This is a genomic window from Lonsdalea britannica (assembly GCF_003515985.1).
GTDB classification, from domain to species: Bacteria; Pseudomonadota; Gammaproteobacteria; order Enterobacterales; family Enterobacteriaceae; genus Lonsdalea; species Lonsdalea britannica.
On sequence record NZ_CP023009.1, the window covers coordinates 1,006,712 to 1,020,065 of the forward strand.

Sequence of the window (13,354 nt, forward strand, 5' to 3'; positions counted from 1 at the left end):
GCACTCATCGTCGCTGCGCGCCCGCATGCACGCAGCAACATCCGCATCGTGGTCAGTGATTAATCCAGGGACACATGGTTGAAGTTATGCACGCCGCGCGGTTCGATGACGTAACCCTTGACGTTGCTGCGAATCGGTTCGTACACCGTCGAGTGAGCGATGATCAGCGCCGGGGCCTGATCGTGCATGATGACCTGCGCCTGTTTATACAGCTCAATGCGCTTAGCCTGATCGGAGATGGCCCGAGCCGGCTGAATGACATCCTCGAACGGCTTGTAGCACCAGCGGGAGTAGTTGGAGCCTTTGCGAGCGGCATCGCAGCTAAACAGCGTTGCGAAGAAGTTATCCGGGTCCCCATTGTCGCCAGTCCAGCCAAACAGGACGGTCTGATGCTCCCCGTCTTTGGAACGTTTCAAATATTCGCCCCATTCGTAGGTTACGATCTTGGCGTTCACACCGATTTTGGCCCAGTCGGACTGAATCATCTCCGCCATACGGCGCGCATTCGGGTTATACGGTCGCTGGACCGGCATGGCCCATAGATCAATCGTAAAACCGTTGCTTAGTCCGGCTTCCTGCAACAGCGCTTTCGCCTTCTGCGGGTCATAACTGTAATCCTGCACCGCATCGTTGTAACCCCACATGGTGGGCGGAATCAGATTTTTGGCCGCCTGACCGGCGCCCTGATAGACGGCTTCGATAATGGCCTGTTTGTTGACGGCATAGTTCAGCGCCTGCCGCACTTTGAGATTATCCAGCGGCTTTTTCTCGACGTTATAAGAGAGATAGCCAACGTTCAGACCTGGCTTTTCTAGCAGAATCAGGTTCTTATCCTTCCTCATGCTGGCCAAATCCGCCGGATTGGGATAAGGCATGATTTGGCATTCGTTTTTCTGTAGCTTGGCGTAGCGCACTGAGGCGTCCGGCGTAATGGAGAAGACCAGACGATCTACGCCCGGTTTCTGTCCCCAGAAACCATCGAATGCTTTATACAGAATGCGCGAGTCTTTTTGATATTGCTGCAGTTGGAACGGACCGGTGCCGAGCGGGTTCAGATCGACTTTTTCAGGCGTGCCGGCCTTCATCATCGCATCGGCATATTCAGCGGATAAAATGGAAGCAAAATCCATCGCCAAATCGGCGGCAAATGGCGCCTCAGCGTGAGTCAAATGGAAGCGCACGGTGTGGTCGTCGACTTTTTCCACTTTCTCGATCAGGTCTCGCATTCCCATACCTTCAAAGTACTCATAACTGCCGCCTGACACTTTGTGGTACGGGTGGTTCACATCCAGCTGTCGCTGGAACGAGAACAGTACGTCGTCGGCATTCAGGCCGCGCGTCGGTTTGAAATCTTTACCGCTTTGCCATTTCACGTCCTTGCGCAGATGGAAGGTATACGTTTTGCCGTCGTCGCTGATATCCCACTTCTCAGCCAGACCGGGCTCGATCTCAGTGGTCCCGTTTTTAAATTCAATCAAACGGTTATAGATAGGCATCGAACTGGCATCGAACGTCGTACCCGATGTGTACAACTGCGGATTAAAACCTTCCGGAGAACCTTCCAAGCAATACACCAACGTTTTAGCCTGCACGCCCGCCGTCACCGAGAGCGCCAGCAGTCCAAGGCCCAGCCTCAGCATCCTTGATTTCATCATGGATTTAGCCATTTACGTATGCCTCATAGTATGGATGTTGTGTGTTAGCAGACGGGCCGTTGTTTTTATATCGTGGCCCGCATACTGCGGCATTACTGCGACAGGCATCAGTCACCAGGAAATAAGCCGTACGATGCGTCCCCTGTTGGTCGAAGAAAATATAGGGAAATACCCATACACGGACGGTGCCATTTCCAGCAGTGTCATCAATTTGTCAACTGTTCACATATAGGTCAATACACCCAATATGGATTTACAAAGCCTTTCAGCGCGTCACGACGAACTAAAAAAAGAAAAAAAACCCTAACTTCAGATTTAAAATCCGATATACATAAAAAATTAAGCCTAAAATTGCAAAAAATTCCAAAGTCGGTAATTTAAAGATGAAAAATAACTATATGAAATTCATCTTATCCCTCTGGTCCGCCGCGTTAATTTTCAGGCTTATTCTCGTAATAATGATATTTATGTCACAAAAGAGGGCTGATTGTGATTTTCAAATTTTCATTTGATGAGGCTTAAGAGGACTATCTGCGTAAGGTGAAAAAAGAGGGGCTAAAAAGCTCCACCTCGGCAGAGGGTATGTCTCTCTACCGGAAACCCACGCCTACGGGCAGCGTTCGCCCGCGAGGAGATACAGCGATTAGTGATTAGCATCACAAAATAAAAAGAAATAAAAGATGAGGACGTTGGCGGAAATAAGGGTAATTATGTGATCCTGTAGGCATTACACTGCAAATATAAAAAATAGAAATATTAATAATTACGGGAGCGATCTCATATTTTCCCACAGCGATTTACATTAGTTTTAAAACTTTATTATTTATCCGTCATTGGTTATTTTTATCACGCGATTATATTAGGATCGAAGATATCTTCCCCGCTTAAATAAATCCCCTCACCCTCTTGAGCTAATTTTAATTACAAAACCAAGAATTAAGTTATTTAAAATGGAAGTGCCGTTTAGTTCACAATTACATCACGCACCCAATGAATGGCTATTATTTTTAACAATAAGCCATGCTAGATTGCCTGATAATCAATATCAGTGTTCGTAATACCATACCTATTCACATTACACGTGTGATCAAAAATAAAATAACTACTTATTATTCAAAATCTTACATTTATCCATTGTTATTTGCATGCCCTACCACCACAACAAGGTGAATATAATGAAAAAAATTGATGCTGATATCCTCCGTGAGGATACCCTCGTGAACACACCGCCTCCTGGCTTTATGAGTAGTTTGAATAAAACCACGATTGGCTCCGTCCCTTTAGTTCTCTTTATTGTCATTTCCGCCATTGTTTTTGTCGCCGCCTATACCGGTGTTTTACCCAGAAATATGATTGGCGGTTTCGCCGTTATCATGTCGATGGGTTTTTTACTCGCGCACATCGGCCGCAATATTCCGGTGTTAAAAGAAATAGGTGGCCCCGCAATTTTGTGCCTGATCGTGCCGTCGGTCTTGGTCTATTACCAATTCTTTAATGACAGTACGCTCGATACCGTGACCCTGCTGATGAAAGAGGCCAATTTCCTCTATTTCGTCATCGCCAGTCTGGTCGTGGGCAGTATTCTCGGCATGAACCGCATCATTCTGATTCAAGGCATGGTGCGTATGTTCGTTCCGCTGGTGATCGGTACGGTCACGGCGGTGTCGACCGGCCTGCTGGTCGGAAAGCTGTGCGGTTATAGTCTCTACCACACCTTCTTCTTCATCATCGTTCCCATCATCGGTGGCGGTATCGGAGAAGGTATCCTGCCGCTTTCCCTCGCATATTCCGCCATTCTGGGCCAGTCTCCTGACGTCTATGTGGCCCAACTGGCCCCGGCTGCTGTCGTCGGCAACATTTTCGCGATCATCTGCGCAGGCATGCTGGCGAGACTGGGGATGGCACGTAAAGATCTTAACGGTCAGGGCCGACTGATCCGCAGCGATAAAGACAATGAGATCTTCAACGTGACAGAAACACCGAAACCGGTGGACTTCACACTTATGGGTGGCGGACTGTTGCTGATCTGTGCCTTCTTCATCGTCGGCGGTTTGGCGGAGAAAATCGTACATATCCCCGGCCCCGTTCTGATGATCCTGATCGCCGTCATCTGTAAATATGCTCGCGTCATTCCTTCCAGTATGGAAACCGGCGCCAGCAGCTTTTACAAATTTGTCTCCAGCTCTCTGGTATGGCCGCTGATGATTGGACTCGGCATGCTTTATGTCCCACTGGAAAGCGTTGTCGCCGTCTTTTCTGTCGGCTACGTCCTGGTGTGTGGTTCTGTGGTCATCTCCATGGCGCTGGTCAGCTTCTTCGTCGCACCGTATCTCAATATGTATCCCATTGAGTCCTCTATCGTCACCACTTGTCACAGCGGCCTCGGCGGCACCGGCGACGTCGCCATCCTGTCGGCCTCTAACCGCATGTCACTGATGCCGTTCGCACAAATCGCAACGCGTATTGGCGGAGCGTCCACCGTGATCGGCGCAACACTGCTGCTGAGATTGTTTGTCTAGTCGACATCGGCTCACAGAAAAACCACCTGCTCTGGCAGGTGGTTTTTTTTCGTCATCGGACATAAAGGCCATCGTGTAAGCATCCCGGTAAACCAAACCATTCACTTTTAGAGATCTTCCGACATACTGATTATGTCCCCTTAAGGAGATCGCCATGCGTAAAGCCCGATTTACTGAGCACCAGATCATCGCCGTCCTGAAGTCCGTCGAAGCCGGGCGGACCGTCAAAGACGTCTGCCGCGAGGCCACGATTTCTGAAGCCAGCTATTACAATTGGAAGGCGAAATATGGCGGTATGGAAGCTGCTGATATCAAAAAAATCAAAGATCTTGAGGACGAGAATCGTCGTCTCAAACAGATGTTCGCCGACCTGAGTCTGGAATGTCGGGCACTGAAAGACATTATTGAAAAAAAGCTTTAAAACCAGCGATAAAGCGTGAGCTTGTCAGCTATCTGACGACGCAATTTTCGATGAGCTTACGCCAGGCGTGCAGGACATTATCGTTGAGCAGGACGGTGTATTTTTACCAGCCCGATACCCGCCGGGATGAGCCCGTGATCCAGGCGCTAACAGAAATGGCTGAGCGTTATCCACGGTATGGCTTTAAGAAACTGTTCCTGGTGCTGCGCAGGCAGGGCAACGCCTGGAACCATAAGCGAGTTCATCGAATTTACTGTCTATTAAAACTGAATTTTCGCCGCAAGGGAAAACAACGTCTGCCGGTACGCAACCCGGCACCGCTGGCAACGCCGGAGGCGCTGAACCAGAGCTGGTCTATTGATTTTATGCATGATGCACTGGTCTGCGGCAGACGTTTCAGAACCTTCAATGTGGTGGATGATTTTAATCGCGAAGCGCTGGCGATAGAAATCGACCTGAATATTCCGGCACAGCGTGTCGTCAGAGTGCTGGACAGGATCGTGGCCAGTCGCGGATATCCGCTGAAGATGCGGATGGATAATGGGCCTGAGCTGGTCTCACTGACGCTGGCACACTGGGCTGAAGAGCATGGTGTGATGCTGGAGTTTATTAGTCCGGGGAAACCGACACAGAATGCCTTTATCGAACGTTTTAACCGGACATACCGGACAGAAATCCTGGATTTTTACCTGTTCAGAACGCTGAATGAAGCACGGGAAATCACAGAGCGCTGGTTGACTGAATATAATAGTGAGCGGCCCCATGAATCCCTGAATAACCTGACACCGGAAGAATACCGGCTGATGGCTGAAAAACCGGAAATCTCAAAAAGTGCGTGGAACTAAAACAGGTGTGCTTACAATCGCTATAGGCCGTGTCACAAGGCAAAAAAAAAATCCGCCAACGCATCAAGGTGGCGGATTTTCATTTTGTTCGTTGAGCCACTGTTTCGTTCAGGCTGAACGACGGCTTATGGGTCAGTTGTCCAGAGGACATGCGCTACAGCGTTATAACGATTTATTCGCAGTATTGGCGCAACGCATCCTGCTTTTCAGGCAACAGCCGATAGAGATATACCGGACGCCCTGTCGAACCGTACAGGATATTGGTGGCGAGAATGCTGGTATCCGCCCGATAGATCAGGTATTTGCGGCAAGACACACGCGAGATGCCAATGGCATTAGCCAGCATTTCGGTGGAGAACTCTGCGCCCTGATTCCCTTCAATCCACTCGCATACGGTACGCAGCGTCAGGCTGGTTAGCCCTTTAGGCAGCTTTTTACGCTCGGCGACAGGATTTCCGCTGGTGCGTCGAATCAAGTTATCGATGTCCGTTTGCGCCACGAATTCACGGTGTTTGAGCAGGTTTGCTTCTTCGCGGTAAGCGGTCAACGCCTGCTCAAAACGAGCAAACTGGAATGGTTTGATCAGGTAGTCCACCACACCGTAGTGCAGCGCTTTTTTGATGGTGTAGACGTCGCTGGCTGACGAGATAATGATCACGTCAGTATGCTCGCTGAATTCGCGGATAGCTGGCAACAAATCCAGCCCGTTATCCTGCTGCATGTAAATATCCAGCAGCACCAGATCAATTTCACAATCTGGCTGCATCAGCAGATTTCTGGCCTGCTGCAACGTGGAGACAGTAGCGTAACAGTTGAATCCGGAAACCTGATTCAGGTAACACTTATTCAACTCAGCCACCATGGCATCGTCGTCAACGATCAGTACATTAATCATGGTCAATCTGCCTTGCTTTATAAGGAATATTCACGAAAAACTGCGTATACACCTCGGGTTCAGAATCGAGATCGATGGTGCCGCCAATTTTTTCCAGACTTTGTTTAGTCAAATACAAGCCAATGCCGCGTCCACTGCCTTTGGTCGAGAATCCTTCCTGGTAAATCTTTTGCTGAATATCTAACGGTATACCAGGGCCATCATCACTGACCATACAGTGCAGATGGCCTTTTTTATGATGGAACGTCACGCGAATCTCGCGGTTTTCAAGGCCTGTCATCGCGTCTAATGCATTCTCGATCAGGTTCCCCAGAACCGTAATCAGTTCATTTGTCGCTTCCACATCATCGGTATCCGGCAGCAGACTGTCTTCGCTAATCGACAGATTGATACCTAAATCCCGCGCCCGGTTAATCTTGCCGAGCAAAAATCCGGCGATCACGGGGGATTTTATCTTACGGATAATAGCGCCAATTTCCGCCTGATAATGGTTCGCCGTTTTGAGAATGTACTCTTCCAACTGCGGGTAGTATTTCAAATGCAGCATACCCAGAATAACGTGCAGTTTGTTCATGAACTCATGAGACTGCGCGCGCAGGGCGTCGGCGTAATACGACATTCCGGTCAAGCGCTGCACCAACTGACTGATCTCGGTTTTATCCCGCAGCGTGGCGATAGCGCCTATCGTTTCGCCATTCACCACAACCGGCACCGTATTGGTCAGTAGCTGATTGCCGTTAAAATTGATCTCTTCGTCTCGCTGTGGCTTGCCGGATTTGACGGCTTTTTCGAGACTCATCAGCGCTGGCCAGCGGCTGATCGTACTGCCGATAGTGAGCTCATTGCTGGCAGAGTGCTGGCTGAACAAACGCTGGGCTTCATCGTTCACGATCGTCACGCGTAAATCAGTATCGACCGCGATGACCCCTTCCTTAATCTGCTTAAGCATGGCGTTACGCTGCTCAAACAAATTCGAAATTTCAAAGGGTTCGAAACCAAGCATGATTCGTTTGAGGGCTTTGACCAGAAAATAGGTGCCCAACAATCCTACCAGCGCTCCAAAAAGAATAGTCCACGGAATAATCCAGCGGTTTTCATTAATCAGCGACTGCACGCTGGTCAACGAGATCCCCACGGCGACAACGCCCAACTGTTTGCCGCCGTGATCGAAGACCGGGACAAAGACTCGCAGAGCGGGTTCCAGCACTCCACGGTTCACCGCCGAGTTCTCAAGACCCATCAGCGCCGGATAGAGGTCGTTACCGATAAAGTGGCGGCCAATCTGATCGGACTCTGGATGCGAATGGCGAATCCCTTTCATGTCGGTCACGATGACAAACAGCAAGTGGTTGCGCCATTTCACTTCTTCCGAAAAGCGCTGTACTTCTTCCGGGTTGCCGAGATTGCTCAACTCGTGGATGACCACGGGAGCATAAGCGACGGTGCGAGCGATGGCGAAGGCCTTCTCTCTGAGGTGGTTTTCCGTCAGCTCACTGATACGGAAAAACAGCAGGGCATACACTACCAGCAGTACGGAACCAATCACCGCCGACACCATAAGGATGATGGACGTACTCAGCTTCAGCGGAGTCTTCTTCTTACTCATGGCGCGCTCCGAAAGAATGTCGTAACCCATTATCTTATACCGTTTAAGCTGATTTCGCGCAGTTCATATAACATACCGCCGCCATAAAGCGGCGGCGGTAGTTTATTTCACTAGCGGATGCTTGTTGCCTGTTACCACAGGCCCAGCACTTTCCACCAGAAGCTACCGACAATCAGCCAAATGGGGATAACGACCAGCCCAGTCAGGAAACCGATTTTCCACCAGGTAGACAGCGACATGTAGCCACAGCCGAACAAGATGGGCGCCGGACCGCCGGAGTAGTGCGTCGTCGACATGAACAGGTTACTGAAGGCGGCAAAAGCCAGAACCGTCAGCATGGGAGGAGCGCCTGCGGCAATAGCGATGGAAACAAAAATCGCATACATGGCGCTGATATGCGCGACTGCGCTCGCCATCAGGTAATGGCTGTAGTAGTAGACCAACAGCAGCAGACCCAACATAGGCAGCCAATGCATACCTTTGACGGAATCGCCCGCCATGTTGCCCAGCCAGCCGATCAGGCCCAATTTATTCAACTGCGTCGCCAGCATGATCAGCACCGCGAACCATACCACGGTGTGCCAGGCTTCTTTCTCGCTGACCACGTCGTCCCACGTTAAAGCGCGAGTCAACAGCAGCACGCTCAAGCCCGCCAGCGCAGTCAGAGTCGCGTCGATATGCAGCGTAGAGCCCAGAACCCAGAAGGTGACCAGCCCCAGGAACACGCCCAGCACGACCCACTCATCACGGCTCATTGACCCCATTTCACGCAGTTTTTCGACTGCCATGGCGCGCATTTCGCTCGTTTTTTTCAGCTCGGGGGGATAGAAACGGTACATCACCAGCGGGATGACAATCAGGGAAACAATCCCCGGCAGCAATGTCGCCATCGCCCACTGCGTCCAGCTAATGTGCACACCGAATTGTCCGGCCAGTTTGCTGATCATCGGGTTACCGGCCATTGACGTCATAAACATCGCGGACGTTACAGAGTTACACTGGAAGATGGTTTGCACCAGAAACGCGCCGATACGTTTTTGCGTTCCCTGAGCCGGCGTCGAGCCGTAAGCCTCAGCGATAGAACGGAACAGCGGGGTGATGATACCGCCGCAGCGCGCTGAGGTGGACGGCATCGCCGGCGCAAACAGCAGGTCGGTGAAGACCAGGCCGTAGGCCAGACCCAAACTGCTGTTGCCTAGCTTGCTGATAAACAGCAAACCGATGCGGCGGCCAAACCCTGTCTTGATAAAACCGCGCGAGATGAAGAAGGCGCAGGCGATCATCCAGATGGTAGGATCGCTGAAACCAGCCAGTACATCCTTGACGCTCAGCAGTCCCATGGCGGCAACCGCCGTGATACTGAATATCGCGATGGCTCCCAACGGATAGGGAGAAAGTATCAAACCCACGACGGTCGCAATGAAGATGGCCATCAAATGCCAGGCTGAGGGGCTAACGCCCTCGGGGACGGGAACAAACCATAATCCGACGGCAATGCCGAGGATGAACAGAAGTTTAACTAACCTGCTATTATTCGCAGACATACATACACCACTCATATTAAAACGAAATCTAGACGTTTTTACCGGGTGTACCCTGTCATGAGTGGGGGGTCGTTATTCTCTTTTATTTCCCCATTAATAAATACAACGGGTACAACGACAGTAAAAAAAGGCAAGAAAATAATAGCGTTTCAGCGATCCTCTTGCCCTATAAATTCGATGAATGTTCAACGGTCCAGATAGTATTATAAATGGCGTAGCCGAACCCCTTACTTTAATTACTAAATGTGTTTAATAATTTAATTATGATTTAATAATTTGGGTATTAACAAATAAAAACAGTCAGTTCACGACCAGCAAAACTCTCACAACAATAGAACATAAAATTAACGTAATAAGTGATATTTATCTATCTGGCAATTAAACACTTCATAGCCTGTAATATTGATTATACGTTAATTTAATATCTCTGCGTTGATACGCAGAAATAATACCCAATAGTAGAGAGTCCGTTAGAGAAAATATGCATTACGACACAGATAAAATCAGACATCTTTGCGCAAAAAACCTCACGGCTTACCATCACCGCCCCATTTTTCTCAATCGTCCCCCTGCAAACCTACACGCAAAAAAAAACCGCCCACGGCGGCGAGCAATGGGCGGTCATCTACGATTCCAGACGCGGAGGTTAAGCGTCAATCACCTCTTCTGAGGGTTTGTTCAGCGGTTCGTTGCGCGACGTGCCGATGGAGATACGCTGCGGCTGCAGCTCTTTAGGAACTTCGCGGACAAGGTCGATATGCAACAACCCGTGTTCGAACTTCGCCTCCGCCACGCGAATATGTTCGGCCAGCGTGAAGCTCAGAGTAAAGGGTTTAAACACCAGCCCCTGATGGACATACTTCACGGATTTGTCCGCCGGGACCGGCGAACCTTTGATCGTCAAACGCGGCCCTTCGATTTCTATATCCAGATCCTGCTGCCGGAAGCCAGCCAGAGCCAACGTGATACGGTAGCGATCATCGTCCTGTTTTTCGATGTTGTAAGGGGGAAACTCAGCCGTTTCCTGACTGCCCATAGAGCTAGCCAATTTATCGAAGCCAATCCACTGACGCAGCAGCGGGGATAAATCATAGTTACGCATAGTCATAACTCCTTCTTTGAAGCGAGAAATTTATCCGGAGTGTCACACATTCCGGGCGCGCCCCCTGTCGGCAGGCGCGGCATGTCAGGGCGAGACGTGGGTTATCTCTCGCCAGTGCTGACATCGGTTCGTCGGGTTTCTTACTTAATTTCGATACGACGCGGTTTCAACGTCTCAGGGATCACTCGTTCCAGATCGATGTACAACAGCCCGTTTTCCAGGTGAGCGCCTTTAATTTGAATGTGCTCAGCCAGCTGGAATTTGCGCTCAAAATTACGTTCGGCGATCCCCTGATAGAGGTAATTGCGAGGCGCCGGTGCAGCCTCTCCGCCGTGTGCGCCTTTAACGATCAGCATGTTGTCATGCGCGGTGATATCCAGTTCGTCTTCAGCGAAACCGGCAACGGCAATAGCGATTCGGTACTGATTTTCGTCGACAAGCTCGACGTTGTAAGGGGGATAACCGCCGTTACCCTGGCTTTGGCCAGCTTCCAGCAGGTTTAACAGACGATCGAAGCCGATAGCGGAACGATACAGGGGAGAAAAATCGGGGTTACGCATTATAGCCTCCTAAGCTTCAGCGAGGTGCTCACGACGGCCTTCCATCAGGACAGGCCCCTTGCCGGAAAGAAATACCCTGTCGGCATACTTCTTTCTGCGGCTCTGTAATCGATATGGCGGCCACTCGCTTTTTTTCAAGAGGGTCGAAAAATTTTTTGCGGGGAAGCGTGGAAATTAACCAAAGTGGATCTCACGCATGACACAGTTATCGCTTACACTGAACAAAGCACATTTTGCCTAAATCATTATTATCATCGGCACACTTCGACAACAGCACAAACGCGACAACGATTTGTGGGTATGCAGGCTCAAGAGAATTTGCGGAGCGGTTTCCCTGTGGATAACGTTATGACCATATTGAAAAGTGTCTTATCTGCTTTTGTTCTGGCCGCTGGCATCATCATCGCATTAAGCGGATGCTCCAGCGTGATGACCCGAACAGGAGGCGACCAAGGCTATTATTCGGGTACCCGAGCGGGTATCAACATGCTGGAAGACGACCACACCAGTTGGGCGATGATGCCCTTGGTCGCGATTGATATCCCCTTCTCTGCCGCGCTAGACACGTTGTTGCTGCCCTACGACTATTATCATTCTAATGATAAACCCGAGAAATCCTTGCACGACAGAGTCAGCGACAGCGATACACACGCGCCTTTCAGCTCGACTCCCGCCACGCCCGCGATAGCCAGCCAATCCCAACACTGAGTCGCCATCGTCGCTGAGAGGCCTCAGCGACAGCTGTTTTGGGCAGCTATGATCACCTTTCTGTGACATCTTCAAGTTGAACGCTAACCCTGAAAATCTGATTTACGCCATCTATCTCCCGCAGATAAGCAATGTCCTTGCCGCTGGGAGAAAAAACAACGGCATCCCCTGACGGCGCCACCGCACTACGCCGCGTCTGGCGGAATAAACGCCCCGTCGAAACATCACACACCATGATGCTGTTATCACAGACAAAAGTGAGGTATTCCCCATTGGGATGCCAGGTAAAGGCGGATTGTATTGAGTCAGGCCCACAGGTGATCTGACGCGGGGCGCCGCCGTTCGGCGATACCGTCCACAGCTGAACGATACCGTTATCGTCCTGCATCAAAAACGCAATTTGGCTGCCATCCGGCGAAATTCTTAACCAATGACGCGGCTGATTCACCACGCCGGGGTAACGTCTGTCGGCGCTGAATGTCAGACGTCGCTGGCGGACGCCCATCGGGGGAGACGGCAGCGTGTCGGCGGTCCCGGCAAGCGGTTCAGAATCGGGTTGCGCATAGGCTTCCAGCGCTTCCGGCAGATCAACGATGAATACTTCCGGTACTCGTTGCCCCGTCGCCGAGACGGTATCGCCGATAAATGCCAATGCCCATCGCTGGCGGCTGCCGTCCGGCCGGAGATATCCTTTCTCGCCGATCCAGCCCTCCTCATAGGCGCGGTTAATCTCATCGCTGCCCGGGCGAGGGTAAGGCGTAGTGCGGCTGACAAGAACACAGTAATGACTGCCGCCATATTCTCTCGGATGACGTTTCGGCACGATCACGGGTCGCAACGGTACGCCCACACCGACGTTGCGCAGATCGAGAGCGGGATCCCGCTCATGCAGTACGTGGTCGTTGTAGGTAAAGCTCAAACGCGTTCCATCAGGGCTGAAAATGTGGACATGCGTCCCGCCGCGCAGCGCGCCGGAGACGTAGGGAGAAGTGATTGATAACGCATCCAGCGTGACCGCCTGACAACGTTCATCATCAGCGACGATAACGCCGCGACGATGATGGAAATCATAGTGCCAGTCGTCATCCGGATGTTCCGGACCGTGGATAAAGACATAGCGTTGAGGCAGCGCGGGACTGCCGGTGATCACGCCAACACATGCGCCTTCTCTGGCCTCATAGACGACGTCAGTCTGCCGGGTATAAATGTTCACCCGCTCTACCCGCCGACCGGTGAATGAAGAGCCCGTGGGTCTGACGTCGTACAGCACCCATTGACCGTCACATGTCCAAATATTGACGTTGGTCAGCTGATGGGAAATGGAGCCCGACGTTAATTGAAATTCTTCATTCATTATAAAAATCCACAAGGTGTATCGATTATTAACCTATAATAAAAATCTATGCGGAAAATAAAAAATTAAATAGATAAAACAACTTGTTATTTACACTACCTGACTTTTTTCTCGTTAAAACAGGAGGAATATAGTCGCAACTGAT

At 50.6% G+C, this 13,354-nt stretch carries 10 protein-coding genes; 3 read left to right on the plus strand and 7 right to left on the minus strand.

Annotated features, from left to right (window positions below; all coding sequences use genetic code 11):
* Positions 1 to 59: 59 nt before the first annotated feature.
* Positions 60 to 1,667 (minus strand): dipeptide ABC transporter periplasmic-binding protein DppA, encoded by a 1,608-nt coding sequence (gene dppA, locus CKQ53_RS04795; RefSeq protein WP_085652344.1) that lies wholly within the window; start codon positions 1,665 to 1,667, stop codon positions 60 to 62.
* 1,163 nt (positions 1,668 to 2,830) lie between these two features.
* Here dppA and CKQ53_RS04800 point away from each other — a divergent pair.
* Together CKQ53_RS04800 and CKQ53_RS04810 are read left to right on the plus strand one after the other, a co-directional pair.
* The gene (locus CKQ53_RS04800) at positions 2,831 to 4,174 is read left to right on the plus strand and encodes a 2-hydroxycarboxylate transporter family protein (protein WP_085652345.1); all 1,344 of its coding nucleotides are present in this window, start codon (positions 2,831 to 2,833) and stop codon (positions 4,172 to 4,174) included.
* 154 nt (positions 4,175 to 4,328) lie between these two features.
* A protein-coding gene (locus CKQ53_RS04810; RefSeq protein WP_118894719.1) for an IS3 family transposase occupies positions 4,329 to 5,440 on the plus strand; the annotation gives its coding sequence in 2 pieces (ribosomal slippage) (positions 4,329 to 4,590 and positions 4,590 to 5,440; 1,113 coding nt in all).
* Between the two features lie 172 nt (positions 5,441 to 5,612).
* On the opposite strand, the gene dcuR is transcribed toward CKQ53_RS04810, so the two are convergent.
* The 5 genes from dcuR to ibpA form a co-directional block, all read right to left on the minus strand.
* Positions 5,613 to 6,335 (minus strand): two-component system response regulator DcuR, encoded by a 723-nt coding sequence (gene dcuR, locus CKQ53_RS04815; RefSeq protein ID WP_118894721.1) that lies wholly within the window; start codon positions 6,333 to 6,335, stop codon positions 5,613 to 5,615.
* Positions 6,328 to 7,941, minus strand: a complete 1,614-nt coding sequence (locus CKQ53_RS04820) for a sensor histidine kinase (protein WP_085652349.1) — start codon at positions 7,939 to 7,941, stop codon at positions 6,328 to 6,330. The genes dcuR and CKQ53_RS04820 overlap by 8 nt, the downstream gene beginning before the upstream one ends.
* 131 nt (positions 7,942 to 8,072) lie before the next feature.
* Positions 8,073 to 9,485 carry an anion permease gene (locus CKQ53_RS04825; protein WP_026743658.1) on the minus strand — a complete coding sequence of 471 codons (1,413 nt, stop codon included), beginning with the start codon at positions 9,483 to 9,485 and terminating at the stop codon, positions 8,073 to 8,075.
* 646 nt (positions 9,486 to 10,131) lie between these two features.
* Positions 10,132 to 10,587: a small heat shock chaperone IbpB gene (gene ibpB, locus CKQ53_RS04830; RefSeq protein ID WP_094118820.1), complete on the minus strand. Its 456-nt coding sequence runs from the start codon at positions 10,585 to 10,587 to the stop codon at positions 10,132 to 10,134.
* Positions 10,588 to 10,727: 140 nt separating this feature from the next.
* Positions 10,728 to 11,147 (minus strand): small heat shock chaperone IbpA, encoded by a 420-nt coding sequence (gene ibpA, locus CKQ53_RS04835; RefSeq protein ID WP_026743660.1) that lies wholly within the window; start codon positions 11,145 to 11,147, stop codon positions 10,728 to 10,730.
* A gap of 348 nt (positions 11,148 to 11,495) precedes the next feature.
* On the opposite strand from ibpA, the gene CKQ53_RS04840 reads away from it, so the two are divergent.
* The gene (locus tag CKQ53_RS04840) at positions 11,496 to 11,855 is read left to right on the plus strand and encodes a YceK/YidQ family lipoprotein (RefSeq protein WP_085652539.1); all 360 of its coding nucleotides are present in this window, start codon (positions 11,496 to 11,498) and stop codon (positions 11,853 to 11,855) included.
* A gap of 52 nt (positions 11,856 to 11,907) precedes the next feature.
* Here CKQ53_RS04840 and CKQ53_RS04845 read toward each other — a convergent pair whose 3' ends face one another.
* The gene (locus tag CKQ53_RS04845) at positions 11,908 to 13,209 is read right to left on the minus strand and encodes a YidR family protein (protein ID WP_094118821.1); all 1,302 of its coding nucleotides are present in this window, start codon (positions 13,207 to 13,209) and stop codon (positions 11,908 to 11,910) included.
* Between the last annotated feature and the right edge of the window lie 145 nt (positions 13,210 to 13,354).